Source organism: Kitasatospora cinereorecta, assembly GCF_024172095.1.
GTDB classification, from domain to species: domain Bacteria; phylum Actinomycetota; class Actinomycetes; order Streptomycetales; family Streptomycetaceae; genus Kitasatospora; species Kitasatospora cinereorecta.
In genome coordinates, this window is the sequence record NZ_JAMZDX010000008.1 from 15,178 (window position 1) to 40,421 (window position 25,244).

Consider the following 25,244-nt stretch of genomic DNA (forward strand, 5'->3'; position numbering starts at 1 on the left):
CTTCCCGGAGCGCCAGGCCGTCCGCCAGACGCCACTCGACGCCGGTCACGAGGCAACGCCCAGCAGTGCGGACAGCTCGGTGAGGGCCGGCTCCGCCTCCCGGCGACACAGCAGGTCCCCGTCCAGCGCTCCCTCGACGGGGTAGGACACGAAGGCGTCGTTCTCCCAGAAGCCCTCCGGGTCGAGGAAGAACACCCTCATGCCGCGGGCGCGGGCCCGGCGCTGGACGCGGCGCCGGTCGGCGTGGCTGCCGATCACCAGCAGCGAGCGCGCCTCGGGTAGGAACGGCACCGGCGGTACCTGCTGGTCGTAGCGGCGCACGTAGCACTCCTCCATTCCGGCGCGGGCCGTCAGACCGTCGAAGTTGTTGGTGATCACCGGGCCGACAATGTGGCCGGCGTCCCGCAGCGCCCGAAGGGCGCCGTGGCCGGGGGTCGGTTCGGCGAGGAAGCACGCCTGGAACATCTCCGTCAGTTCCGGCAACTTGTGCTCAGGAGTGGCGATGACCTCGTGGAGGAACGTGTCCGCCTGGGGGTCCAGGACGAAGGTGTTGGCGGCGCGGTTGGTGACCCGATAGATCTCGTGCAGCCGGTGCAGCGCCGGGATGCCCGCTTCGACCGACATGCCGCAGCCGATCTCCACCTGGCACGGCAGGAAGTCGGCCAGCGCCGACAGGTCGGGTATCGGGGCCGGGTTCTGTCGGCGGTCCTTGACCCGCATGCCGCCGGTCAACACGTCCCACGGGAGGTTGCGGGTCGCGGCCGTGGGCGTGTAGCCATCGGATACCAGGCAGACGTCCAGCGCGCGGTAGCCGGCTGGCAGGACACGGCCGACACGCAGGTCCTGCGGGTGAACGGGGTGGTCGGTCACAGTACAGCGGGCGTCGGCCCGTACCCATTCGCGCGTCCCTAACCGGCGCCATCCGCCGTCCGCCAGCGCCTTCGTGACACTGTCGCGGTGCTGTGCCCACTCGGCCTCCGGGTAGGCCGCCGAGTGGTAGATGTACAGCTCCGTCAGCGCCAGGCTGGGGCGCGCACCGGAGTCGAGGAGCCCGTACCGGTAGCGGTAGTGCAGCAGCCTACGGCGCGCGTCCCCGGGCTGCTGCCACCCGGACTGGTCAGCATTGGCGGTCTCCTGCGTGCGTCGCCAAAGCCCCTCCTCCAAGTATCGGGGCCGGTCGCGCGCGTCGCGGTACCGCGTGCGCCAGCGCTGCGCCAGTTTCTCGTCGAGATTGTGGAGCACGACGTGCGGGAACTTCATGATCCCCCTCTTCCTGCCCCAGGGCGGCGTGCCGTCCTGGGCGGTGCCATTCCGGCCGGGACGTCGAGGGCCGGTTGATAATGAAGTCGAGTGGCGAACGCGACTCTCAGAGGCGGTAGCTGGGCACCAGGCACGGATAACTCAGGCCGCAAAAGCAGCCAGCGCCGGGTCGCTGAGCGTGAACCAGACCTTGCTGCCGAGCGGAAGCGGCTCGATGCCCCATTCGTCGACCACGCCGGCCAGCAGTGCCAGTCCCCTGCCGGTGGTCTGGTGATCCGTCGGGTCCTTCACCTGCGGATGCCCCTTGCCATAGTCGACGAGGCTGATGTGCACGCCCTCGGGCACCCGACGGGCCGTCAGCTCACAGCCGCTGTCGGCGTGCACCATCGCGTTGGTCAGCAGCTCGGTAGCCCCGAGGACCGCGCTGTCTGCCAGCCACAGCCGTAGGTGTGCCCGCACGGTTTCGCGCACCAGGTGCAGCACTTCCGGGCGGACTTCCGGAAGGACCAACTGGTACTGCGAGACGAGATTGACGGCCATGACTGGCATGGGCTCCTCCAAACGGCATGGCGAGCGCAGCACTTCGTAGCACTCCGTACCCGCCGGAGCACGTTCCGCACGTGCTCGACCTTGCGAGTTGGACATGATATAGTTCTCCTGTTGCCGGGATGGCGGCAGCGCCGCCCTTCCGACACCGCACCCGTTCGAACCAGTTCGATCCGAGGAGCACCCCGGGCGCCTGCGCGGCCCGCTATGCCACCGCCCCGGCGCCCCGGCCCGAGCCACGCCCACACCGAGGCCGCGAACGCGTTGGCAGCATGGATAGCGACTGATATTGTTGTCTTGTTGGTGAGGCTGGGAGGCCGATCCATCCCTTCAAACCAGAGGAGCCTTTCGTGAGCAGCACCCGCCCACGCTGGCCTACCGCATCGGCGACCCCGACGCCGAGTGCCGCTACCCCGTGATCATCGGCACCGAGAACCCCCTGGTGATCGGCTGGGCCTTCCGGTGGCACCGCAACTGGCTGGTCACCGCCGTCTGGGCCGACGGCAGCGAGAGCGAGCGCAACCTGCACCGTCCCGCCAAGGGCGACAAGGGCGTGAACATGGCCGCCGCCTTCCTCGCCCAGCAGTACGCCGCCGGAGCCATCACCGCGGTCCCCCTGGCCGAGGCCCTGGCCCAGGCGCCGCTGCCCACCGGTCCGGTGCCCCTGCTGCACCCGCGGATGGCGGTCAAGGAGCGCAACGACCGCAACATCGGCAGCGCCCTGAAGGCGTTCGCCGGACTGGCCGAGCACCACTGGCGGGCCTACGGGGGCTTCCCCCGCTCGGAACCCCTGGTTCGTCGGCTGCGAGCCGTGCGACTGGACCGGGCCGAAGTACTGCCGCAGACCGATGCCCTCTTCCCCGCCCTCGCCGACGCCTTGGCCCTCAACGTGACCACCGGCGCCCGCCGCACTTGGACCGGCCTGCCCGACGGGTACGCGGTCGCCGTCGGCTTCGGCTCCCTCGGCCCCGCCGGTGACCTCCGGGTCACCGTGTTCGCGCCCTCGCCGCAGGGCCCGACCCGGATCTGCAACGCCCGCTTCTCCCCCGGCACGGCGCTGCCCGCCGCGACGCGGCTCCTGGCCCGGACCGTCCGCGAAGCGCCCGCCGTGCCCTGCGCCCCGACCGTCCGCCCCGCACCGGCGGACGTGGCTGCGCATCTGACGATCGGCGCGCCGGAGCAGCGTCACGACGAGCCCGGCCTGTTCGTCGAGTCCGGCCATGCGACCGCGTGGCTGTGCGACGGCCGGCTGGGCGTCACGCTGGGCAGCGCGGCGACGGGCGGCAGCCTCACCCTGTCGGGGCCGTGGACGCGATGGCCGTCGCCGCCGTGGTCGACTGCGCACTGCTGGAGCTCACCGACGCACAGGCGCTGGCGGCGGAGGTCTCGGTCCTGCTTCCGGAACGGTGGAACCGGGTGCTGACCGACCAGTGGCATCCTGCGGCGGCGGTAGTGCTGCCCCGCCACTCCCCCGGACCGGACGATCCGCTCGGCCGGGTGTTCTCCCGGGAGCTGATGGCAGTCGGCAGGGAACTCCCCGCCTCTTCGCCGGACCTGGAGGCGCAGCCCTTCTACTCGAACGAGGGTGCGGCGGTGGCGCTGCGCGTCGCGCGCCGTGAGGCCCGGGTGCCGGATTGGTGAAGTTCGCCCGGCTGGTTCCGCCACGGGCGGGGGAGCCGCCTGTCAGCGTGCTCCACTGCGAGTACATTCCCCCCGCCGTGCGGGCCGCCCGCCGAGCAGCGCTCGTCGCAGGGATCGGGCGCAGGTGACGCGAGCACCACGAGTTCTCCACTCCCGGGCGCGAAAAGACGATCCGATCATGCATGAGACATGATATAGTTCTCTTGTTGGTCCAGGGTGGCGGCACCGCCCCGGACCGGCCCCCTTCGAAACCAGACGAGCAGAGGACACCCCATGACCAGCGAACCGACCCCCGACGAAACCGCGCAGGCACCGCGCTCACGGTTCCACCGGTGCGACGAGACCTGCCGCCCGATCCCCGGGGCCCCGTCCGAGGACGGCGACGCCACCGGCGGCGGCCCATACCTCCCCGGCTCCGGCATCGAGGGGGCCTGGTGAGCGCCACCGGACTGCCGAGCCCGCGAACCGCCTTCCTCATCCTGGCCGCCGAGCACATCCCCACCGGACGCGGGGCGCAGCAGGAGTTCGACGACGCCAGCGAACTCGTCGCGATGCGCTGGGACCTTCCGGCCTACGTGGACGACGCGACGGCCCGCCGAGCCCTGGCCGCGCTGCGCCGCGCGGGCTGGGACTTCCATCAGGAGGCCCGTGGGGAGCACGGCGGCCGGGTGCTGCGCCTGAACTCCGCCGCGGCCGTCGAGTTCGCCGACACCCCAGGCGGCCGGGTGGACGCCCTGCTGTGGCGCGCGGGATTCGACCGGTACCGCTACGGCGTGCCGGTGTGGGGGTACCGGTGGGACCACCTGTTCGACGACCCCTCCGAGGGCAGCGCCTACGTCACGGTCCACGGGCCGGGCAACGGCTCACACGCCGACGCCCGCCACCGACGCGAACTGACTGACGCGATGGTGCGGACCGTGGAGGCCGCCGAGGGGTGGCGGACACTGCGGCCTGAGTGCCTGGACCACGCCTTCCACGCCCTGACGCCGGCGTACTGACCAGGGCACCCCTCCGGCCGAACCGGTGGGCCGCGCTCCGGTGCGGCCCACCCGGCAACTCCGGCGGCGGTCGCGCCTGGCAGCGCGGCCCCGCCGATCCCTTCGGACCATCCGGCGGCACCACGGCCTCTCGGGCCCGCAGTGCCGCCCGCACGGGAGGACCATCCGCATGACGAACCAACTCGCCCTGTTCGAGGCGCCGGTGACGGCCGGGCCTCCGTGCCTGGGCGCGGCGCTCCCGCAGGCCAAGCGCGCACCACGGACCCGCCTGGCCCGGATCGGGGAGGACCTGGAACGGGCCGCCCGGCTGATCGCCGAACACGGGCTCTCGCCGGACAGCTGCGCCGAGCCGCCGCCCGCGCCCGTCGGCGCCGGTACCCGCTCCCGGCAGCCGGAGCACGGGGCCCTGCACCCGGTGGGGGCGATCTTCCTGGCCGCGCACGCGGCCGAGACGCCCCGGCGGCGGGTGGAGGACCCGGTGCGGGCGGGCGCCGTGGCGGACCGGATCTGGGCGCGCTGCGACGAGGCGCTGCGCTACCTGGCCGACCGCCTTGACCCGGCGCTGGGCCGCGGGGCGGTCGAGCGGATCGCCGGGTGGGTGGCGCAGCCGGGAATCGGGCTGCGGGAGGTGCTGGCGGAGCTGGCGCGGGCGGCGCGCAAGGCCCGGCCGCTGCCGAAGGCGCCCGTCGGGTACGTCGAGTTCAACCCGGCGCGCCACGGGCCGGAGGGGTACGACTGGATCGTGGTCGCGTCGAGCGGGGGCAAGGACTCGCAGGCGATGCTGGACGAGGTGGTGCGCAGCACCGACGCGGCCGGGGTGCCGCGCGACCGGATCGTGGTGGTGCACAACGACCTGGACGCGACCGACTCCGGGGAGAGCATCGAGTGGCCGGGCACGATGGAGCTCGCCAGGGAGCAGGCCGAGCACTACGGCCTGCGGTTCGTGACCCTGCGCCGGCCGCAGGGCGGGCTGTGGCGGCAGCTGCTCCAGCGGCGCATGTGGCCGTCAAGTTCGGCCAGGTGGTGCACGAGTGATCAAAAGTCGGCGCAGGCCTTGAAGCTGCTCACCGCGCTGGTGAAGGAGTCGCGACGGGCGGGGGTGCAGGGCCGGCCGGTGCGCATCCTGTACTGCCTCGGCCTGCGGGCACAGGAATCGACCGGTCGCGCCGGGAAGGCGCCGATCGCGGTCGACCACTCCGCCTCCAACGGGCAACGGACGGTGGTGCGGTGGCACCCGATCCACAACTGGAGCGAGCGGCAGGTCTGGGAGCGGATCGCCGAGACCGGGGTCCGGTACCACTGGGCCTACGACGCAGGCATGGAGCGCCTTTCCTGCTCGCTGTGCGTGCTGTCGAGCGGGAAGGATCTGGTGTGCGCGGCGCGGCTGCGCCGGCCGCTGGCGGTCGAGTACGCGGGGGCGGAGGCGGAGATCGGGCACCGGTTCCAGGACAAGCGGTCGATGGCCGAGGTCCTGGCGGAGGCCGACCGGCTGAACGCGGCCGAGGGCGAACTGCGCTGGGAACGCGGGGACGCGCTGCGCCGCCACGCCGGAGACGCGGCAGCCGCCGCGTACCTGGCCCTGGCCGCGTAAATCACCCCACGGAATGAGTCAGAGGTGATATAGTTCTCTTGTTGGCGGGCGGAGGGGGCGGCTCCCCCTCCGCCCGCCGGCACCCCTTCGAACCAGCAGCGGCCCCGGCCGCAGAGCGGAGTTCCCGTGAACCAGTCCGCCCCCTCCGAGGCCGCCGCAGCCCTCCACCGCCCTGGCGCCACTCCCCCGAGGCGCATCAACGGCTGCGACGTCATCGCCATCGTCAACGGGGCCAGCATCATCGAGCACCCGCGAGGGTTCATGGTGTACCGCGCGATCCGGATCGGAACCCGTAACAGCATCGAGGCCGCCATCACGCTGGCACAGGAGGCGAAGCCGATGGCGGAGGGGACCGGGGCCGAGACGGCGGGGTGGTGCCAGCGGCGTTCGCACCCGCTGGTCACCTTCAACCCCGAGCTGAACATGTCGCTGTGCCGCTGCGGCGAGCGCCTGGAGTCCGGCGAGCAGCCGCTGGACTGGGAGGCGAAGCGGGACATCTTCCACTCCTGCCTGCCGGACGGACCGTGCTCCTGCTACTTGAAGTGAGACCAGGGCGGCCAGCCGCTGCGGCCTCGGCGCCCCCTGAGCACACGGCTTCAACCAGGGCCATCGGCCTTCCGGTGCGGGGCGACGGCGGCACCGCCGCCCCGCACGACCCCCTTCGAACCCACCAGGGCCGAACGGCCCCAGAGAGGAGCAACCATGTCCGAATTCCCGCGCGCCCGGATCACCGAGCTCGTCGCCCTGCTGGGCGCACCGTGGCGGCTGGACAACTGCCCGTACAAGCAGGACGACGCGTGGCAGTTCGTGACGGACGGCCGCGGGCGGGGCTTCTGGCTGCACATCGACCGCGGGCAGCTGGAGCGGGAGCCGGCGAAGCCGCACGGCTACCGGGTGACCGCCCGGGGCCGGTACCCGGACATCCCGGGCCACTTCTTCACCGACAAGGGCCGCCCCGAGATCGGTTTCGACCTGTCACGCCCACTGACGACCCTGGCCAAGGACATGCGGCGGCGGTTCCTGCCGCAGTTCGAGGCGGCCTACGCCCGGGCCGTGGACGAGCTCCACGCCCGGTCCTCCGCCGCCGACAAGCGCGCGGCCATGGCCAGGGCCCTGCTGGACCGCTTCCCGCAACGGGGCTGGGAGGGGGAGATGCGCCCCGGGGTGCACCGGGTGTGCGTCGACCTGGAGCCACACCCGGGGGCGAGCGCCGACCTGGAGATCAGGCAGGCCGGCGAAGTGGTCGACGTCCAGCTGCGCAACGTCGACCCGAGGGATCTCGACGCGCTGTGGGCCCTGTTCGAGCGGCGGCAGGCCGAGCGGATCGCCGCGGCGTGCGGCGCGCCCGCCTCCGCGGACCTGACCACGCTCGACATCATGCGTGTGGCATAATATAGTTCTCCTGTTGGTCGGGGTGGCGGCGGCACCACCACCCCGGCACAACACCCCTTCGAACCAGTCCGATCCGAGGAGCTGATCATGTCGCGCAGCACCGCCCCTGCCGCCGAGCCCCAGACCTCCCCCGCCGAAGAGGCACCCAAGCCGCCCCGGCCGACGTACGCAGTACTGAACGCGGTGATCTCCGACGACCAGGGCGGGGAGGAGGTGCTGCGCCTGGCGATGCCGTCCGAGCCGTTCGGCACCGCCGCCTGGCAGATGTGGACCGTCGGCCTCTACCTCGCCCGCCTGCACCGCCACCAGGTCCAGCCCAGCGCGGCGACCCTGCGCGCCCACCTGACGTCCGGCGTGGTGCCGTTCCCCACGCCGACGGCCAGGTTCCCGTACGGGCTGCTGCACGACTCGCGCCCGACACTGATCCTCGACCTGGAACTCGGCCCGCTGGACGCGAGCGGCTGGCCGTCGACGTCCCTGGTCGTGGTCGAGCAGGACACCGAGCCTTACGGCTTCACCCGTGTCCGGCGTTTCCGCACCCTGCGAGCCACTGCGAAGGCCGTCCGGAAGGAACTCGACGACGAGTGCTCGCGACTGGCCGGGAAGGAGGAGCAGCGGGAGCTGTTCGAGCTGGCCGCCAAGCTCTGCCAGCAGGCCGGCGCGATCCAGCAGCGGGCGCGGGAGAGCGCGTCCCCGCTGCTCGGCGGCGCCGCCCGGGAGAGCATGCACGCCGAAGGGGAAGAGCGGGAGAGGCTGCTGCTGGAACTGGAGGAGTTCTGCGGGCAGGACGCCCCGCTGCCCGACGACGCGGCCTCTGCGTCCCCGGTGCAGACCGTCACCGGGCACCTTGAGCGGGCGACGGAGGTGATGGCGGACGGCACCGCCCGGCTGTACGTCCGGTTGGCCGGAGCGTGCGGCACGGCGTCCTGGCGCGCGGACCGGCCCTCCGTGGTGATCTGCACCGCCCGAGGCGCGGCGGCCCGGGGGGTGCTGGCGCTGAAGCCCGGGACGGCCGTGGTCGTGGTCGGCCGGGCCGGCACGGCCGTCTACCAGCACGAGGAGGACGTCCGGCGCCGGGCCGACACCTTCGAGGTGCTCCACATCGGCGTGGACCTCGCGGCCGGGACCCCGGCCGCGACGGCCTGACACCCACCGCTCCACCTGGCCGGTGCGGCACCCGCCCGCACCGGCCCCTTTCTGCGCCCCGGTCAGCGTTCGGCCGGTCGTTCGGCGCGCCTTCGACGCCCCCGCGAACCCGCCCCCTCCCGAGGAGGACACCATGAGCCTGCCCCCTCCCGCCGTGGCCGACCGCACCACGTTCTTCCTCGGCGGCCCGCCGTCCTGGGCCAAGGACTCCCCTGTCCCGCTCATGCTGTCGGTGAACGCCCTGGTCAGGTACCGCAGCCGGGGCGAACGGTTCCCGTCGGCCAGGTGCCTGTGGGCGCTGGACAGCGCGGGGTTCTCGCAGATCGGCCAGCATGGGGAGTTCCTGCTCGACCCGGACGAGTACGGCGGCATGGTCTACCGGCTGATGGACGACTTCGGCGCCCCGCCGGTGTTCGCGTCGGTACAGGACTGGATGACCGAGCCTCAGATCCTCGCGCGCAGCGGATTCGGGCTGCGCCAGCACCAGGAGTTCACGGTCGACTCGTACCTCTACCTCACGGAGCAGTTCGACCAGGCCCCGTGGATTCCCATCCTGCAGGGCCAGAGCGTGGAGGACTACGTCGAGCACTGCCGGATGTACGAGCGGGCCGGAGTCGACCTGGCCCAGGCGTTCCGGGTCGGGGTGGGGTCGGTCTGCCGCCGCCAGGGCACCCGGGCCACCGGACACATCCTGGCCACCCTGGCCGGCCGCGGGTACGCCCTTCACGGCTTCGGCATCAAATCGGATGGACTGGACCGCCACGGCCACCACCTCGCGAGCGCGGACAGCTACGCCTGGTCAGCCGGGGCACGGCGGCGCAACATCCGGCTGGCCGGCTGCACGCACCAGGGCCTCGACTGCCGCAACTGTCGGACCTACGCCATGGCATGGCGCAGCCAGGTGATTGAGAAGCTGAAAACTCCGAAGCAGCTGACCCTGGCCGTGTGACGACACCAGGGCGGAGCGGAAATACGCTCGCGTCCATGCACTAGGAATGATATAGTTCTCTTATTGGGCGGATGGCTCCGCCCGAACCCTTCGAACCGCTACGACCCCACAGGAGCACTGACCATGTCCGACTTCGAGACCGCCCGCGCCTTCATCTCCACCGCCACCGCCGAGCAGGTGGAGCTCATCGCGGCGGCGCTCCGCTCGCGGCGCCTCGCACTGCGCCCCGCCCCCGCCGAGATGGCCACTCGCACGTCGTCGATGGTGCAGATCGCCAGCCCCGGCGACCGGGTGAGGATCGACCGGATCCGGCCGCAGTACCTCAAGGGCCTGACCGGCATGGTGATCCACGCCCGCGTGAGCCGCGTGGACATCGAGCTCGACGCCGAGTCCACGCTGAAGCTGGCCGCCACGAGGCAGACGCGCTTCGAGGTCCCGGCGGGGGCGACCTCGTTCGTGATCGAGGGCGTCCACCCGACCTCCTACGACATCCTCTGACGGCGAGTCGGGAGGCCCGGGCGGATCCCGCCCGGGCCTCCTCGCGGGGCGGCGGCCCACGCCGCCGCCCCGGTAACCCGTCGAGCCCACCGAGAGGAAGCACTCCGCCATGACCATCGCCACCAGCGCACCGCTGCCCGACCCGCACGAGGAGCCGGCCCGTCACCTCGACGTCCGTCGTCGGCTCTTCGAACTCCACCCCAACCCCACCACCCGGGCCGACCTCGCCGACGCCCTGGCCTTCGACGCCACGTACGTGGTGCGCTCCGTCTGGCGCCATGCCCACCAGGTCGACATCGTCCTGCGCGACGGCGGCCGGTTCGGCCCGAGGCCCGTCTTCGCCGAGCTCCGCTCCCAGAGCGCGGCGCTGGTCGCCCCGGCCCAGCTCCGCTACCTGTGGCCGGAGGACGGGAGGGCGCTCGCGGCCGCCCTGCAGTCCCTGTACGCCGCCGTCGAGCTGGCTGGCCGCGACGGGGACGGCCCGGAGTCGTGGGCGGGCCGGTTCGCCGCCGCCAGCTCGGCACCGGCCGCCGCCGGGCGACCGTGGGACATCGCCGCGGTCGCCGACCGCCCGAGCCGGTACACCGTGACGCTCCCCCCGCCTCGCCGCGCCGCTGCGCCCGGCCAGGCACCCGGGGGCACGTCGCGAGCACCCTTTCCAGGGACCTGCCCTGGCACGGTGCCTGGGCGGTCATCTCGGTGCCGCCCGCAGCCGAGCAGCTGGACCGGATCAGCGTCTGGTTGACGGTCCACGTGGAGTACCGTCCTGGAGCGCGTGGAGGCGACAACAACAGCGAACGCCTCACGCTGCGCCTGCACTGCGGGACCGACCTGGCGCTGCTTGCCCTGGCCGCACTGCGCTGCCCCCGGGCTCAGCCCTGGATCTGCTCGGGCGTGGCCGAAGGCTCCGCCGCCGCCGCCGCGGCCGGACGCTTGCGGCGCGCGCCCGGCACCGACGGCGTCCGCGGCGACGGGACCGGGGCCGTGCCCTGCAGGGCCGCACTCGCCTGCAGCACCTGATCGATAATCTTCCGCCGCATCTCCCCCTCCGGAGTATCGGGGAGATCCTTCGCCAGCCGCTCCGCCGTCAGGTAATAGCCGGTGAGCACCGGCTGCTCGAAGTACCGGTTCAACTGCGCGAGCGTCTGCCCGTAGACCTGCAGGTAAGTCCGGCTCAGATAGCCCGACAGCACCGTGCCGACGCCGCCCATCGCCCCGATGAAGATTTTCGCCTCGCCGCTCGGCACCTTCAGCCCCACCGCGAAGCACACCACGACCACGGCCAGGCCGATCCACATCGCCCACTGCGACGACCGGAACGACCGGTCTGCCTGACCGGTCGCGATCCGGTGATAGGCATCGATCTGCTTCTGGTTCAGCTCCAGCAACTCCGCGAGCGGGGTGATCGCCTTCAGGTTCGCCAGCCGCTTCTCGTTGATCCGCCGCTGCAGCGCCGCGCGTTCCACAGCCACCGTCTCCGCGGCCCGATCACGCTTCGCCCTGAACCCCAGCCACACCACACCGCCCACCGTCAGCACCCCGGCGCAGACGGCGAGCACCACCCACATCCAGTCCGGCATGTGCTCGACGTTCCCGCCCTGACTGCTGCCGCCCGATTGGGAAGACGCGCCATCGTTGAGTGGTAGAAGACCACTGAGGGTCAACGCAAGAGTGAGCGCGACGCCCAGGAAAAACAGGAGCAGCCGAGACGACACAGAAATACTGGACTCGTCGAACGTCACCGAGATCTCGGAGCCAGGGCCGGGGCTCTCGCCGGAAAGATCGGTAACGGTAGGCATCGGCCACCCCCGGCAGCAGGATCGTGAAGCGTCTGATCATAGCGGCGACCTGATGCCCCATCACACATGCGCAGTCAAGAACGCCTCGCCAGTGCGGAACAGAACCCGCACCAGCCCGCACCGCCAATCTGGGCCGTCGAGGGCAATCGGCCCAGGTCTAGCGAGACCGGCCCAGGTTCAGTGAGACCGGACAGCCGGCGGCCCGGGGGGCAGCGAATTCCACTCCCATTCGGGCATAACATCTGATATAGTTGTCCTGTTGGCAAGCGGTGGGGGTGGCTCCCCGCCGCCGGGCCGGCACCCCTTCGAACCTTCCGACAGGAGACACAGCCCATGACGCTCAAGGTGTTCGACGAGTTCGCCGGCGCTGGCGGGACGAGCCAAGGCGTGCACGCCGTCCCCGGGACGGAGCTGATCCTCGCGGCCAACCACAACCCGCAGGCTGTCGCCACGCACTCGGCGAACTTCCCGCACGTGGAGCACTTCGTCGAGGACATCGCCCGCACCGACATCACCAAGTTCCCCTCCGCCGACGTCTTCTGCTCCTCCCCCAGCTGCCCGCCCTGGGCCGACGCCCGCGGCAAGCGCCGGGACTTCGACAAGTCCACCCAGGGCGTGCTGTTCGGGGAGAAGGAACCGGACCCCATGATCAAGCGGGCTAGGGCGCTGATGGAGGAGGTGCCCCGGTACCTGCGGGCGATGAACCTGCGCGGGACCCCGGTTCTGGTCGGCATGGTCGAGAACGTGATCGAGGTCCGCAAGTGGGCCGAGTGGGACCGCTGGATCAAGGAGATCAAGGCGGAGGGCTACGAGGTGAAGGTGATCGCCTTCAACTCCTCCCATGCCCGACCGGTGCGCTGCCGGCCCGCTCCGCAGTCCCGGGACCGGGCCTACGTCGCCTACTGGCACAAGAAGCTCGGCCGCCGGCCCGACTGGGACAAGTGGCTGCGCCCGCGGGCGTACTGCCGCGCCTGCGACAAGATGGTCGACGCCCTGCAGGTCTTCAAGAAGCCCGGCGACGACATGGGCAGCTACGGCCGCCACGGCCAGTACTGGTACCGCTGCCCCAACACGGCCTGCCGCCACAGCATCGTCGAGCCGGAGGTCCTGGGCGCCGACAGCATCATCGACTGGAGCACGCCGGGCACCCGGGTCGGCGACCGCTCCGAGCCCCTCGCCGACGCAACTCTGGCCCGCATCCTGGCCGGGCTGCGCAAGTACCGGCCGCTGCCGGCCGCCGAGGCCGAGGACACGCTGCTCGCCGCTCCGACCGGCCCCACGCAGCCGAATCTGGGCTGGGAGCCGTTCATCGTCCCGCTACGCGGCGGGGGCGACAAGGGACGCTTCCGGCCGGTAACGGCGCCGCTGACCACGGTGACCGCGAGCGGCAACCACCACGGCCTGGTCACCGCGCCGAACGAACAGATCCAGCGGCTGCTGGTGCCGTACTACACCAACGGCCGGGCCCGGCCCGTCACCGACCCGGTAGGCACCATCACCACCAAGGACCGGTGGTCACTGATCACCCACCAGCTCCTGGACGGCCGCGAGATCGACCTCGACGACGTCCTGTTCAGGATGCTGACGCCCCGGGAGGTCGGCCGGGCCATGGCCTTCGGCCACGACTACATCGTGCTGGGCTCCGCCAAGGACCAGGTCCGCCAGTACGGCAACGCAGTCACCCCGCCCGTCGCCGAGCTCATCATCTCGGCCCTGGTCGAAGCCGTCACCGGCGAGCCGCTCCAGCGCGACCTCGCGCTCGCGGCCTGACCCACACCGCCCCACCCGGGGCGAAGGGCTGCAACCAGCCCTTCGCCCCCGGGCCCACCGGCCAGCGGCGCCGGACCCCGCAGCACCACCACTCACCCCCCGCCTGGGCGGCCCGCACCGCCGCCCCGGCCCACCCCGACCGAACGGAGCTCCACCATGACCCAGCAAGCCCCCGAGGCGGCCGCCTGACCGCCGCCGTCGCCCAGCTCCACTCCCGCCTCACCGACGTGCACGCACGGGAGGGGTACCTCAACGGCGGCGACACCGTCGGCATCGTCGACGAGTGGTTCACCGAGATCGGGATGCCCCTGCCCGACGGCCGCAAGGACGACGGGGACGATGACGAACCGGAGGACCGGTGACCCGTCGCCCGGGCCGCGGCCCGACGACGGGCGGCGCCCGGCCCACCCCTGGCCACCGAGCGGCGGTCGCCGCCGTCCTGACTGCCAAGGGATGGCGGCCGGCACCGGCGCCCGAGAACTGCGGCCCCGAACGCGGAGGCGACTTCGCGCTGCGCGAAGAGCCGGCCACCGAGGAGCGCCCGTACGACAGCGTCGTGCTGTGGTGCCTCACCGACAACTTCGTCAGCACCCTGGCCGCCATGACCGGGGTGCTGGAGGAGTCCGGCTACACCGCCGAGGACGCCCCGGACGTCGACAGCGTCCGCGTCCGGCCCGCCACCACCGGCGAGACAAGCGAACGCGAGGCACTGGCCCGCGAGCCCCGTCGGCACGCCCCTTCGAACCGAGATCCCACCGAGGAGACATGGCCATGCGCCCGACAACTCAGTTCCGCGCCGCCGAGGAGTTCGCCGCAGCCACCGCCGCACACCTGCCCGCACGGGCAGGAAGGTCCTGGCACCCGGCACCGGGCACCGAGCTGGACGGCCTGGCCGCAGCCGGGCTGACCGACGACACCCGCACCCTGCTGCTCGCCACCAGCCCCTGCGGCCAGGTGCGGATGGCGGCTTGGCCCGCCGACTGCGCCCCGCTGGAGGCCGCCGCCGTCCCGGGCCGCCGCGTCCACCCGCGCCATCTCGCCGCAGCCGCGGCCCGCCACCACCTGCCCGCCGCCGACCAGGCCGCCCTCGCCACCGGCTCGGACTGCGACGGCTTCGCCCGCCGGCGGGAGCTCCGGTACGAACTCTGCTCCAGCCCCCTCGCCCCCGAGCGCCGCACCGTCACCGACACCGAGACCGGCGGCTTCAAGGTCTGCTGGAACCTGGACGGCACCCGGATCACCGCGGCCCCCTCCGGCGACCACGCCGTCGTCGTCCGGGCAGAACGCCTCCGACTCCCCTACGCCGAACGCCTGCTGCGCCTGGCCCTGGAAAGCCGGTCCGCCCACGACCCCCACCGCCGGAGTCACCGGGGCAGCCGCCCGGCGCCTGGCCGCGGCGTGGCCGCTACTGCCAACCAACGCCCAGGCTGCGGGCACCACCCGGCTCACCTCCCGCACCGGCCGGCCGCACGCGCCGCACGCGGAGATCACGCTCACCGCTGGCCTGGGCGGCACCGACTGCGCACGGGTCTGCCCGTCACGCCAGGCCCGGGCAGCTGATCGCTCAGGGCGGATGTCAGCCCAGCGGGCAGTTATGTCGGCTGGGGCTGACACTTTTGTCGCGGTACCCGACGGTTTCGGCGAGATGTGTCGCTCCTGGTGGGACACAGGCTCGCGAGCTGTTACCTCAAGCAACAGTGATACGCACAGAGCCCATGCCGAGGTCTTCTGATCTGCTGCAGCGCTGGCGCCATTCGATCAAATCTGTTAGCAGGAAGAGGAGTTGTCAGTCGCTGGCTTAGTCTGTTGGCCAGCTCTGGGAGGGGCTCGGAACGTGACGGGGAAGCCTCGAGATCAAGCAACGCGCTCCCAGAGGTGACCACCCAGGAGAGGCACCAATGGCGTCCGCTACCCGACCCACCGCCGCACCAAAGAGGATGCTCAGCGAGCACCCCGTGGCCGCGCAGTTCCACCCCACCCTCAACGGCGCTCTGACCCCGGACCAGGTCCCCTACAGCTGGAAGGAGAGGGTCTGGTGGCAGTGCCCGGATGTCCCCGACCATGCCTGGAAGGCCACACCGAATAACAGGACGAAGAAGACGAAGCCCACGGGCTGCGGCCCCTGCAGGAGCAAGCGTCTGCGCGGCGACGTCCCCTTCGAGCGGAGCCTGGAAGGCCGCTTCCCGCAGATAGCCGCCGAGCTCAACGCGGAAGCATCGGGCTTCAAGGCCAGCGAGATCCTCGCCGGCGCGAAGGTCGAGGCGACGTGGACCTGTCCCAAGGCTCTCGGCCACCCGGACTACCCCATGCCGGTGAACAGCCGGACGAATCCGGGCCAGATGCAAGGATGCCCCTCCTGCGCCGGGAAGCGACTCTCGCCTGAACGCTCACTGGCCGCTGTCGCACCGGCCGTGGCCAAGGAGTTCCTGAGCGCGGTGAACGGGACGACCCCCGCTGACGTCTTCTCCCAGGACAACCGGCGATATATCTGGACATGCTCCGAATTCCCACAGCACCGCTGGGCAGCCAGCCCGAACAACAGGGTCGGCAAGGGATCCGGCTGCCCTTACTGCAGCGGCAGCCGGGTCTGGGAGCTCAACCGCCTCTCGAGTTCGCGCCCCGATCTGGTGGCCCAGTGGGACTACGAGCGCAACGGTGCCCTCACACCCGACAGTGTGTCGATCGGGTCGAGCCGCAAGGTCCACTGGAAGTGCCCCGAGGGATCAGACCACCGCTGGCCCGCGCGTGTCTACAAGCGGACGAGCGGCCAGGGATGTCCGTTCTGTGCTGGGCACGAGGTATCCGAGACCACCAGCCTGCTGGCCCTGCGTGAGGACCTGGCTGCCCAGCTTGATGCCGAGAGGTCTGGCATCAGTGCCGCTGAGCTGACGTTGGGAAGCAACCGGAAGGTGTGGTGGATCTGCCCCCTCCAACCAGCGGAGCACACCTGGGAAGCCGTGGTTCTGAACCGCACCTTCAACGGTACGGGCTGCCCCGAGTGCAACCTGCCGGGCACCTCTGCCCAGGAAATCCGCCTTGCCGCGGAACTGGGCGTCGTCCTGCCGGTCGACTTCGACCACCACCGGATCCAGACGGAACAGCGCACCAATCTGGTGGACATCTGGATCCCCTCCCTCGACTTGGTCCTGGAGTTCGACGGGTCCTATTGGCACGACAGCACCGAGAAGATCGACGCCGAGAAGTCCGAGCGCTTGCTGACGAAGGTTCGCTACGTAGTCCGCGTTCGAGAGCATCCGCTGACGGCTCTGGACCCCAGCCGCGACGTCGTCATCCCGTTCCGGGCCCCCGCTGAAGTCGCAGCCGGCATCGTCTTGGACCATCTCGTCAGTCTGGGCGTCATCCCCGCTAGCAAGGCGGAGGAGTACCGCAGCCAGCCTGGACCTCGCGCCTCGGACCGAGCCGAGTACCGACTGGCCGAGTTGCGGAGCCGGGCGGCAGAGCGGAGGGCAGCCAAGGCCGCTGACCGTCAATCTGCCTATGTGCTGCACGACTTCAATGAGCACGAACTGGATGACGCAGATCCGTTGCGCCTTTGGTGATCAAGCCCGCAAGCGAGGGTGTCCGCACGGACTTCGGTGCGGACACCCTCGTTCAGGCGGCGATGCCGAGCTCCTCCTGCAGCATTCGTCAAATACAAGTTCGGCGGCTTCACCATCGGTGAAACCTCAGCTGGATGGGCAACGGCAGGTCAGCTGAGTCAGGCCGGCCGTCGCGACCTCAGCCACCTACTGGATCAAGCAGGTGTGGGCCTTGAGCCGGGAGCATCGCTACTCGGATATCACTGAGAACTTCATTCAGATCTCGCCGATCCTCGCTGGTGGCGTAGATCACCTGACAGCCACTGGCCGCCGCTCTTTCGAGCCGCCTGACGAAAGCAGCGAGGCTTCTGCGATCGGTCTCCTGCTGGCGGGGTTCGTCGAGCATGAGCAGCTTGGCATGCCGGTTTCGAGGCGAAGACAAAGATGCCTCGAAAAGAGATAGGTAGTACGCCCACTTCGTTCGGATCATGTCCGAAGCGCTGATTCCCATCGACAGATCGAACGCAAGCTCTACCCCATCGTTCACCGGGATTAGAGCCGATTCATCAATCGACAAATCGGAAGGCGGCACACTGCGTAGCCCATAGTCTCGGACCTGTGCCTGGAAACTCGAATTCATCCTTGAAACGATCTGCTGGTCGGTCCGGCTGAGCGTTCCGTCCCGCAAATCCGCCAGCCTGTCACGAATGTCTTGCCAGCGAAGAGCCAGTTCATCGAAGTAATCGTCAGCATCTTCAGCCAGATCGAGCAAACGTTGCGCTCTTTCGATGGAGGAAGCGAGAAGAATCTGCTGCTGAACTTGCGCTCGGCTCGGGGCTGCTGAAGGACCAGCTAGCTCGTCCCGAAGTGCCCTAGCTTGCCGCATAGCCCCGTGCAGTGCGGCCTGAAGGGAGTTCCGGTTTCGTTCGAGACCAGCCCTGCGTCGTTCAGCACTCTGGGTAGCCGCTCGAACCGTTTCCCGCTCAGCCTCGGTCTCTGCGATTGTTTGGTCAAGGTCCGCAGCAATTCCTGTTGCGGTTTCTCGCCCATCAAGAAGTTGCCCGCAGGTAGGGCAAACGTCGTTCGATACTGACATGATGCCGAGAGTGCTACCAAGGCTGCGAAGCTTGCGGAGGTCCGCCAGGCGATTCCGTTCCGTGTCGAGACTTGCCAGGCGGCTAGCAAGGGCATCGGAATCGGTTCGTGAGAAGTTTAGCTGTTCGTCGATTAGTCGAATCCTGCCGCCAACTTCGCGGATGGATTTTTCCGCGACGGCCAGCTCTTCCTGGGCTTGACTTGTGTGTTCTCCGGCCGGCTCAACGCCAGCATGCTCCAACTCGCTTAGACGCTGGCGCCAGACGTCGATCTGTCGCTCCAACGGGACCCACGAATTCTCGTCCATCACTTCCACGACACAGTGTTGGCGACGAGCGGGAGTGACCGGACTCTCTTGATGCAGGAAGACCCGACAGTTCAAGCTCTTTGCCGCGTCACTGAGGCGGTCGCTCGCTGCCTGCCATCGCTTCTTGACATCGTCTTCCTCGCTTCTCACCGCACCAAGTGCGGTGAGCCGCTCCAAGGCAGACAATCCGAGGACGTATTCAACAGAACGCTTCAACACGTCGCGGATTCCCAAATATGTGGGCATCCGGGGAGCTACTCCGGACCAGCCGGATTTCTGCTCCACATAGAACAGGGGGAAAAGAGCTTCCAGGTAGAGAGAAACTTCGGTTGAGTTGAATCCAGGGACGGTGGGGAGGCCCCATCCCAAGAATTCTGCCAGCGCCCTGTGAAATCCAAGCTCCCGGAAGGCAGCCCCAGGTTGCCGAACGAACATGTCGACCCGGTTCGCTCGGTCGAGCTCGATCTGGCTACTTCCCTGCCACGTCATGATCAGCGACGTGTCGATACCGTCACCACGCACGAACCGCTTGCATCGCATATAAGCACCCTGCTCATTTGCAATGGTCAGCGATACCCACGATTCACGCACCGGTGAACGTGTTCCATCTGGCCAGTCCGCCAGCGTCAGAAGCGCCGGGCCGAACGGAGGCTTCCGACTGGAGGAAAACATCCCTTCAAGCCCCAGGGCGTAAATGATGCCCTGCAAGAGGGTTGACTTCCCGAAGCTATTCGGGGCTGCGATGACATTCAGGCCGGGCGAGAGATTCGTCTCGTATCGCAAAAGGCCGCGCTCAGTCCTTGACGAGATCTCTACATTTGCAAGTCTAATGCTCACGCTCAAGCCCCCGGTTCCCCGCGACTAGCCGCCTTGATGACTCCCAGCCTATCCCACATTCCCGAAGTTGTGATCGGTCGGATTTGGGCCAGGAATCGCTTTTCTTCCTCTAGGAGGTCATCATCGAGGCCAAGCAGTGATAGATACCTCTTTCCGAGTGCAGTGAGCCCGTATCGCGCCTTGCCCTTTTGCTCGACAAGCCCCTCGGAGTGAGCGATTTTGAGGGTGTCATCAAGCGGGGGGAAGAATTTTCGGAGAGGAGCCTTCTGTGAGTCATTGCTTTGCCAGGTGGATAGAAATAGATCAGTGCTGGCTCTGTCGCTGATGGCCCACAGGAGGCAGTTCAACTGCTCGACGGTAGCCGAACTTCCGCGACAGCTACCAAGAATTAGCACGAGAGCAGTCACGCGCCATCCCGCCCGGCTCACCGTAGGCACCGGCAATGGAACACGCTGGAGCTCAACGGGCGCAAGAGGATTGCGGTGCGGAAACTGCTTGAGCGTGGCTAGATCAGTCAGCCGCTCTTCCGGATTGATCGGCTCCAGAGGGATGCTGTCGGGAAGCGTCGACCACACTACGCTGCCCTCCTGAACCGCAACGGGCACCGGATAAGCCAGCTAGAGACTGCATGCCAAGCGATCTCTTCGCATAGGATGTTGGATAGGCCGGGAGCGTCCTTCTTGAGACTCTCGGTCAATCTTCGCACTAGAGTTTCAATTACCTCAGTGCCGGGGCTTTCCATAGCGGAGATGGTCATTGTCAGGGTATTTAGATCAGACTTAAGCCTTCGCGCCACCGCTGCATAGAGCGGCGGGTATTCCACCTGGAGTTTCTCCATCTGGGCCTGGCCTCTGAAGTAGACCCGAAGCATCCCGTCGCGGTAGTCGGTGAGCCATTCCGGGTCAGAGGCAAGGGAGGGCACCACTGAGAGCTTGGAAGCGACTCGGTCAGCTATCTCATTGCCCTCGCCAAAGCTCCACAGAGTTTCATCCGGATCCGGGACGTCAAGATGAAGTTCCGTCTCCACTTGCCCAACAAGGCGAGCGCGCTCAGCGGCAAATTCCTCGTCCGTAATGACGAGAACTTTGAATTCGTCAGCCAGCCACTTTGGGCGCGGCAGGATGGCTGATACGTCCTTTTTCTTCTTCTGCGCGTGCTCAACAAGGGATCGACTATCGAACTCTGGGGTCATCAGGATCCAGGTATGCAGGCGCACATCGCCGAGGAGGCGACAGGTCCCCTCAACATCATCACAGAGACGCTTGAGATCTTTTGTGATCTTGCGCTTCTGGGAGGTCGTCTGTGACTCTAGGGTGAAGGCGTCTTCCGGGACGTAGCACTGATATCCAACGCCATCGAAACGGAACGCTTCCAGGCCGCCGTCGCCGCGATCGCGAGCGGGAATGAACTGAATGTTCGAGTCGTAGCGCATCGACAGGAGGCGCCGACAGTAGTCCTCCCATTCGCCCCCGCTCCACTGCTCTCTGATCACGGGGGCACTCTAGCGGTGCAGCGGCCGTAGCATCCACGAGTTGAACACAGTCGATGCCAACTCGTGGGCCCCATCCATCAATCGAACAAACGGTCTATTGATGCCTCGGGCCTTTGAGTCTCGCCCGCTACTTGGGGTCATGACTCTCGTCCGCTACCAGTAGTGATGAAGTTCCGGGATCGCCAGAGGTCGCCAGGGTTGGTTAGAGCCAATGCTCGCAACACATGCAGACTTGACAGGGAATGGGCCTGTCCCTACCCGACTTCCAGCGGATCGCTACCCGACCACATGGCCCGAGCCGCGCGCTTCCCCGAGCAGATCGTGGAGGCCGCGTTGCTGGAGTACACCGCCCAGGCCCTGAACCCCCTGTTCACGCTCTACGCCAACTCCTCGCTGCGCCAGCAGCTTCACCTGGCCGGCAACACCCGGGCGCTCGACCTCCTGGCCGCCCGCCTGGACGCCGAGCCGTGGAGCGTCTACGAGGTGCGGCGCGTACTCACCCCCGGCCGCTCCGCCTGGTGCCGGAGCTGGCACGGGCCGCGCTGCGCGGCCTGCCTCGCCTACGAGCAGCAGCACGGCGAGCCGCGCCCGCGGTGCAAGGCGTGCCGCGGCCTGCCCAAGCAGTCGTGCACCCGGCGGGTTCCGGACTGCAACGACCCGCAGCGCAAGGGCACGGTGTGGCGCTCGGTCCGCCGGGCCGGGGTCCTGCCCCGCCGTCTGGCGAAGGCCTCGCTCGACCGCTTCGCCGCCACCCCCGGCCGGGAGCTGGCGCACACCGCGAGCGTCGTCGACGGCTACGCCTTCGGCTTCGACCGGGTGGTCACGCTCCAGCGGGGTGAGCGCTTCCCCGCGGTCGAGCGCCAGTTCGTCACCGCCCCGGCCAGCGTGCCCACCAAGGCGCGCGACGGCTTCGAGACGGCATGGCGGTCAGCGCGGGCCGCGGCAACGCCGGTTCCGGCGCCGGGGGCGGCGCTGCTGCCGGTCGCCTGAACCGGCATCGGGCCGGACGGCTGCTCCATCCGTCCGGCCCGAGACCGTTCGTCAGCTGTCGTCCAGGTCTCCGGCCACCGCCTGCTGCACCAGGTCGCGGGTCAGGGTCGCCACCTTCGCGGTGCCCAGCCTGCTGGCCGTCGTCTCCGGCGGGAGGGCGCGCACCACCACGACGTAGACCCGCACGCCGGCGATCTCGAAGTAGGGCGGCCATGTTCCGGCAGGTCCGTCGCCGTCGACCTCCAGGATGTGGTCGGTGAGGTTGAAGACCACCAAATAGCCGGTGTGCTGGCTGTAATCGATGGCGTACTCGTAGACCTGGCGGACCCCGTGGGCGACGTACTTGATCTTCCCCGCCTTGTACAGCTTGCCGTCGAGGATGATCGGGTCCCAGGAGTCGAGGTCACCGATCAGGTCGGGCTCGCCGGAGGCGGACCTGACCTTCGCGTAGGTGACGTAGTCGCCGTCGTCGAAGAGGCGCTTCTGGAGGTCGTCGTTGTAGAGCTCCTCGCCGGTGGCGGTCCGCTCCAGGTAGAGCGTGTGGAGGGCCTCGCGGTCGTAGGTCTCGACGCGGTGGACGTAGCGGCGCAGGGTGTGGATCACACTGCTGGTCCGCTGGACCCGTTCGAGGAGCCACTCGAAGAGCGGAGTGAAGACATCGGCGGCCAGGTGGTTGACCATCGTGTCGATGCGCTTCTCGCCAGACCTCATGAAGACGTTCAGGGCCACGCTCTCCGCCTGGCCCGGGCCGGCGGTGGTGAGGAAGTCCCAGGCGAGGGCGGCCCGGCCCTCTTCCGTGCTGGTCCGCCAGACGATCCCGAACTCCTTGTAGCACTCAGTGAGCCAGTCTTCGATCTGCGGCGGCTCCTCGGTCCGGCGGCCCTCTTGGAGCAGGCCCATCAGCGCCGGCTGCTTGCGGATCCAGTCGGCGGCGTAGCGCATCTCACTGTCGATGTTCTGGCTCCGGGCCGCCGCGATCGCCTTGTAGCGCCGGACGAGGCCGTCGTGGAGGTCCTGCTTGCGCATGGTGGTTCGTCCGTCCCTTTCGAGGGCAATGTCGGGACGAGCATGGCAGGTTGCTTGGGCATGTGGTTTTCGCTGGTCAGCGGCCTGCCGAGGGCAGGTTACGGAGGGTCGGCCCGCCCCTGGGCGGTGTCCGGGAACCAGCGGTGGGCCGCACAACAGGTACCGATCATGGTTCTAGTGCGATACCGTTGTCCTGTTGCCACCCGATCGGGCCGGCCCCACCCGCTACTCAACTGAGGACTCCAACATGATCCCCGCCAACCGCACCACCGCCGACACCGCCCGGGCCGCCTCCCTCATGGGCGTCAGCACTGGCACCTTCACCAACACCCGCCGATGGGAGAAGCTCCGCGCCCAGCCGATCAGCCGGCCCGGCGCCAAGACCCGATTCTGGGACGAGGAGCAGCTGCTCGCCGCGGTCGAGGAGCGCGAGATCCCGCTGATCACGCCGGCCAACCCTGACGAGGTGTTCAACCTGGCGGTCGAGGACGAGTCGGTGCTGGAGCTGCTGCGCAGCTTCCTCACCGGCTACTTCACCGGTTCGGGTAGCTCTGCTCCGGTGGCCGACGGCGCCCGGATCGCGCCTGCCGCCGACGCGAGTTTTGACCGGGTCGAGGTGTTCAGCGTGTTCGCGGCCGACGAGGTGCCCGAGGCCGCGGAAGACGCGGTCGTCGACGTGAACGTGAAGCTGGTCGCGTACAACGAGAAGGGTGCCTGGCCGGTGAACACCCAGCTGCGCCTGGAGTTCACCGGCGGCCGTTGGGTCGTCGCCGCCCTGGAGCGCGAGGACGAGGATGACCTGTTCGACCTCGAGGAGGCCTACCACCTGGTGCCGGAGGACCGCCGGCCCACCATCTCGACCTGGCGGACCTACGCCACCTCCACCAACCGGAAGAGCACGAAGCTCACCTCCATCCCGGAGGCCGACGCGGAGGTCCACGGCGTGAAGCACTGGAAGCGCTCGACCATCACGAACTGGGACCAGCACGACCGGTTCCTGCAGGGCGAGGCGAAGGCCGGCGGGCGTCCGGCCGGATCGGCGGACCGCGCCCCGCGGCGCCGCACCCAGCCGCTGCTCGCCCAGGCCGACGCCCGTCGGGCCCAGCTGAAGGAGCTGCTCGCCGAGAACCCGGCGCTCACTCCGGCCGAGGCCGGCGCCGCTCTCGGTGTCAGCGCCGAGCGGGGTCGCCAGCTTCTCAAGGAAGCCAAGGCCGGCACGGGCCAGTGATTCTTGATGCCCCGTCAAGGCGGGCATCAACGAATCCGCCGCCCGCGACAGGCCGTCAAGGTGCCGCCGGCCGTGGCTCGACGTGCGACGTTACGGAACCGTGGCCCAAGTCCGTACCCGTATCAAGGGGTGCATCAAGGAGTGCGGGGTTGTCTAGGCCGACCCGCACACGCGCCTGAGATTCGAGAAGGGGCCCGGCGTGATCGCCACCACCGACAGCCACAACGGACACGACTTCGACCGGCAGGTCCTGGCCCTGCTCTTCCAGCACCGCTTGGTCACATCGGCACAGCTGCGGGAGCTGCTCGGCCCGTTCGAGAACCCGAACTGGGCCAACAAGCGCCTGGCCGGCCTGCACAGCAAGGGCCTGGCCGAGTACGTCACCCGGTCCGTCTTCGGGAACGGCCGGTCACGGATCTGGTTCCTGACCGATGCCGGCCGGGAGGTCGCGGGCGAGTTCAAGGAGCTGAGGAGCCTGAGCAGCCCGCCGCCGAAGCTCGACGCGAGCCGGGCGCTGCTCAACTCCGGCCACACGCTGGACGTCGTGCGGACGCACGTCGAGTTCATCCGGGACGCGCGGCGACGCGGTGACGAGTACGGGCCACGCGACTGGGTGCCGGAGGTCTACCACCGCCTCTCCGAGGCCCGGCGGGACGCCCTGATGCCGGATGCCGTGATGCGCTACACCGCCACCACGGACGAGGGCCGGGTGCACCTGCGGGCGTTCGTCGAGCTGGACCGGTGCACGGAGGTGAGCGAGCAGCTGACCTCGAAGCTCACCGCCTACGCCCGCTTCTACGAGCTCACCCCGATCCCGCTGCGCCTGCGCGGCACCACCGAGGCCCAGGGCGCCCCGCCGGCCTGGCAGGACTTCTACCCCCTCTTCCCCCGGCTGCTGTTCGTCCTGACCAACGGCTCGGAGACCACGATGCGCAACCGGATCGAGGACCTGCAGCTGGCCGCCGGGGACAACGCCCGCGTGGTCAACCTGCTGCGCAACGTCCCGGCCGGTGCGGCGACGCTCCGGGACATCGAGGAGCACGGTCCGTCGGCGCCCGTCTGGAGCCCGCTGGCCGACGCCGAACGCCCGCGGTGCGGCTGGGCCGACCTGTAACGCCTACTCAAGGAGGTTTGCGTGCC

The 25,244-nt window shown here is 69.2% G+C and carries 24 protein-coding genes; 18 read left to right on the forward strand and 6 right to left on the reverse strand.

Annotation, left to right across the window (positions count from 1 at the left end; all coding sequences use genetic code 11):
* Positions 1-45: 45 nt before the first annotated feature.
* Positions 46-1,260: a Sir2 family NAD-dependent protein deacetylase gene (locus FHR36_RS35365; protein ID WP_253804200.1), complete on the reverse strand. Its 1,215-nt coding sequence runs from the start codon at positions 1,258-1,260 to the stop codon at positions 46-48.
* A 141-nt stretch (positions 1,261-1,401) separates the two neighbouring features.
* On the reverse strand, positions 1,402-1,800 hold the full coding sequence (locus tag FHR36_RS35370) for an ATP-binding protein (RefSeq protein ID WP_253804202.1): 399 nt from the start codon (positions 1,798-1,800) through the stop codon (positions 1,402-1,404).
* A 421-nt stretch (positions 1,801-2,221) separates the two neighbouring features.
* Here FHR36_RS35370 and FHR36_RS35375 point away from each other — a divergent pair, with 421 nt between their 5' ends.
* The 11 genes from FHR36_RS35375 to FHR36_RS35425 all read left to right on the forward strand — a co-directional run bounded on the left by FHR36_RS35375 (position 2,222) and on the right by FHR36_RS35425 (position 10,766).
* A complete protein-coding gene (locus tag FHR36_RS35375) occupies positions 2,222-3,229 on the forward strand; it encodes a hypothetical protein (RefSeq protein WP_253804204.1) in 1,008 nt (335 codons plus the stop codon).
* A complete protein-coding gene (locus FHR36_RS35380) occupies positions 3,223-3,447 on the forward strand; it encodes a hypothetical protein (protein ID WP_253804205.1) in 225 nt (74 codons plus the stop codon). The genes FHR36_RS35375 and FHR36_RS35380 overlap by 7 nt, the downstream gene beginning before the upstream one ends.
* A 273-nt stretch (positions 3,448-3,720) precedes the next feature.
* Positions 3,721-3,885 (forward strand): hypothetical protein, encoded by a 165-nt coding sequence (locus FHR36_RS35385; protein ID WP_253804207.1) that lies wholly within the window; start codon positions 3,721-3,723, stop codon positions 3,883-3,885.
* Positions 3,882-4,445 carry a hypothetical protein gene (locus tag FHR36_RS35390; protein ID WP_253804209.1) on the forward strand — a complete coding sequence of 188 codons (564 nt, stop codon included), beginning with the start codon at positions 3,882-3,884 and terminating at the stop codon, positions 4,443-4,445. The genes FHR36_RS35385 and FHR36_RS35390 overlap by 4 nt, the downstream gene beginning before the upstream one ends.
* Before the next feature lie 169 nt (positions 4,446-4,614).
* Positions 4,615-6,036, forward strand: coding sequence for a DUF6197 family protein (locus FHR36_RS35395; protein ID WP_253804211.1), 1,422 nt, complete (start codon positions 4,615-4,617; stop codon positions 6,034-6,036).
* 126 nt (positions 6,037-6,162) lie between these two features.
* Positions 6,163-6,582, forward strand: a complete 420-nt coding sequence (locus FHR36_RS35400; RefSeq protein WP_253804213.1) for a hypothetical protein — start codon at positions 6,163-6,165, stop codon at positions 6,580-6,582.
* 156 nt (positions 6,583-6,738) lie between these two features.
* Positions 6,739-7,428 (forward strand): hypothetical protein, encoded by a 690-nt coding sequence (locus tag FHR36_RS35405; RefSeq protein WP_253804215.1) that lies wholly within the window; start codon positions 6,739-6,741, stop codon positions 7,426-7,428.
* Between the two features lie 87 nt (positions 7,429-7,515).
* Positions 7,516-8,574, forward strand: coding sequence for a hypothetical protein (locus FHR36_RS35410; RefSeq protein ID WP_253804217.1), 1,059 nt, complete (start codon positions 7,516-7,518; stop codon positions 8,572-8,574).
* A gap of 133 nt (positions 8,575-8,707) precedes the next feature.
* Entirely contained in the window at positions 8,708-9,523 is an 816-nt protein-coding gene (locus tag FHR36_RS35415; RefSeq protein ID WP_253804219.1) for a deazapurine DNA modification protein DpdA family protein, read from the forward strand.
* Positions 9,524-9,646: 123 nt separating this feature from the next.
* Complete coding sequence (locus tag FHR36_RS35420; protein ID WP_253804221.1) at positions 9,647-10,021, forward strand: hypothetical protein; 375 nt, start codon at positions 9,647-9,649, stop codon at positions 10,019-10,021.
* Between the two features lie 109 nt (positions 10,022-10,130).
* A complete protein-coding gene (locus tag FHR36_RS35425; RefSeq protein WP_253804223.1) occupies positions 10,131-10,766 on the forward strand; it encodes a hypothetical protein in 636 nt (211 codons plus the stop codon).
* 127 nt (positions 10,767-10,893) lie between these two features.
* Here the strand turns inward: FHR36_RS35425 and FHR36_RS35430 are convergent, their stop codons facing one another.
* A complete protein-coding gene (locus FHR36_RS35430; RefSeq protein ID WP_253804225.1) occupies positions 10,894-11,820 on the reverse strand; it encodes a TRADD-N-associated membrane domain-containing protein in 927 nt (308 codons plus the stop codon).
* Between the two features lie 333 nt (positions 11,821-12,153).
* Here FHR36_RS35430 and FHR36_RS35435 point away from each other — a divergent pair, with 333 nt between their 5' ends.
* From FHR36_RS35435 to FHR36_RS35445, 4 genes are all read left to right on the forward strand, one after another.
* Positions 12,154-13,590 (forward strand): DNA cytosine methyltransferase, encoded by a 1,437-nt coding sequence (locus FHR36_RS35435; protein WP_253804227.1) that lies wholly within the window; start codon positions 12,154-12,156, stop codon positions 13,588-13,590.
* A 227-nt stretch (positions 13,591-13,817) separates the two neighbouring features.
* Positions 13,818-13,952, forward strand: coding sequence for a hypothetical protein (locus FHR36_RS39700; protein ID WP_301331147.1), 135 nt, complete (start codon positions 13,818-13,820; stop codon positions 13,950-13,952).
* A gap of 409 nt (positions 13,953-14,361) precedes the next feature.
* Complete coding sequence (locus FHR36_RS35440; RefSeq protein WP_253804617.1) at positions 14,362-15,150, forward strand: hypothetical protein; 789 nt, start codon at positions 14,362-14,364, stop codon at positions 15,148-15,150.
* A gap of 395 nt (positions 15,151-15,545) precedes the next feature.
* Entirely contained in the window at positions 15,546-17,150 is a 1,605-nt protein-coding gene (locus FHR36_RS35445; protein WP_253804229.1) for a zinc-ribbon domain-containing protein, read from the forward strand.
* A gap of 178 nt (positions 17,151-17,328) precedes the next feature.
* Here FHR36_RS35445 and FHR36_RS35450 read toward each other — a convergent pair whose 3' ends face one another.
* Positions 17,329-19,314 (reverse strand): hypothetical protein, encoded by a 1,986-nt coding sequence (locus FHR36_RS35450; protein ID WP_253804231.1) that lies wholly within the window; start codon positions 19,312-19,314, stop codon positions 17,329-17,331.
* Positions 19,315-19,942: 628 nt separating this feature from the next.
* A complete protein-coding gene (locus FHR36_RS35455; RefSeq protein ID WP_253804233.1) occupies positions 19,943-20,860 on the reverse strand; it encodes a hypothetical protein in 918 nt (305 codons plus the stop codon).
* Between the two features lie 288 nt (positions 20,861-21,148).
* Here FHR36_RS35455 and FHR36_RS35460 point away from each other — a divergent pair, with 288 nt between their 5' ends.
* Positions 21,149-21,850 carry a hypothetical protein gene (locus FHR36_RS35460; protein WP_253804235.1) on the forward strand — a complete coding sequence of 234 codons (702 nt, stop codon included), beginning with the start codon at positions 21,149-21,151 and terminating at the stop codon, positions 21,848-21,850.
* A 51-nt stretch (positions 21,851-21,901) separates the two neighbouring features.
* Here FHR36_RS35460 and FHR36_RS35465 read toward each other — a convergent pair whose 3' ends face one another.
* Positions 21,902-22,876, reverse strand: a complete 975-nt coding sequence (locus FHR36_RS35465) for a hypothetical protein (RefSeq protein WP_253804237.1) — start codon at positions 22,874-22,876, stop codon at positions 21,902-21,904.
* Positions 22,877-23,123: 247 nt separating this feature from the next.
* On the opposite strand from FHR36_RS35465, the gene FHR36_RS35470 reads away from it, so the two are divergent.
* The gene (locus FHR36_RS35470) at positions 23,124-24,104 is read left to right on the forward strand and encodes a hypothetical protein (RefSeq protein ID WP_253804239.1); all 981 of its coding nucleotides are present in this window, start codon (positions 23,124-23,126) and stop codon (positions 24,102-24,104) included.
* Between the two features lie 199 nt (positions 24,105-24,303).
* Complete coding sequence (locus FHR36_RS35475) at positions 24,304-25,218, forward strand: replication-relaxation family protein (RefSeq protein ID WP_253804241.1); 915 nt, start codon at positions 24,304-24,306, stop codon at positions 25,216-25,218.
* The last annotated feature ends 26 nt before the right edge of the window (positions 25,219-25,244 follow it).

Bases quoted from the DNA above. Each gene is read 5' to 3' on its own strand.
- FHR36_RS35365 (WP_253804200.1), bottom strand. From the start codon at position 1,260: ATGAAGTTCCCGCACGTCGTGCTCCACAATCTCGACGAGAAACTGGCG.
- FHR36_RS35370 (WP_253804202.1), bottom strand. From the start codon at position 1,800: ATGGCCGTCAATCTCGTCTCGCAGTACCAGTTGGTCCTTCCGGAAGTC.
- FHR36_RS35385 (WP_253804207.1), top strand. From the start codon at position 3,721: ATGACCAGCGAACCGACCCCCGACGAAACCGCGCAGGCACCGCGCTCA.
- FHR36_RS35395 (WP_253804211.1), top strand. From the start codon at position 4,615: ATGACGAACCAACTCGCCCTGTTCGAGGCGCCGGTGACGGCCGGGCCT.
- FHR36_RS35405 (WP_253804215.1), top strand. From the start codon at position 6,739: ATGTCCGAATTCCCGCGCGCCCGGATCACCGAGCTCGTCGCCCTGCTG.
- FHR36_RS35410 (WP_253804217.1), top strand. From the start codon at position 7,516: ATGTCGCGCAGCACCGCCCCTGCCGCCGAGCCCCAGACCTCCCCCGCC.
- FHR36_RS35415 (WP_253804219.1), top strand. From the start codon at position 8,708: ATGAGCCTGCCCCCTCCCGCCGTGGCCGACCGCACCACGTTCTTCCTC.
- FHR36_RS35420 (WP_253804221.1), top strand. From the start codon at position 9,647: ATGTCCGACTTCGAGACCGCCCGCGCCTTCATCTCCACCGCCACCGCC.
- FHR36_RS35425 (WP_253804223.1), top strand. From the start codon at position 10,131: ATGACCATCGCCACCAGCGCACCGCTGCCCGACCCGCACGAGGAGCCG.
- FHR36_RS35430 (WP_253804225.1), bottom strand. From the start codon at position 11,820: ATGCCTACCGTTACCGATCTTTCCGGCGAGAGCCCCGGCCCTGGCTCC.
- FHR36_RS35435 (WP_253804227.1), top strand. From the start codon at position 12,154: ATGACGCTCAAGGTGTTCGACGAGTTCGCCGGCGCTGGCGGGACGAGC.
- FHR36_RS35440 (WP_253804617.1), top strand. From the start codon at position 14,362: ATGCGCCCGACAACTCAGTTCCGCGCCGCCGAGGAGTTCGCCGCAGCC.
- FHR36_RS35460 (WP_253804235.1), top strand. From the start codon at position 21,149: ATGGCCCGAGCCGCGCGCTTCCCCGAGCAGATCGTGGAGGCCGCGTTG.
- FHR36_RS35465 (WP_253804237.1), bottom strand. From the start codon at position 22,876: ATGCGCAAGCAGGACCTCCACGACGGCCTCGTCCGGCGCTACAAGGCG.
- FHR36_RS35470 (WP_253804239.1), top strand. From the start codon at position 23,124: ATGATCCCCGCCAACCGCACCACCGCCGACACCGCCCGGGCCGCCTCC.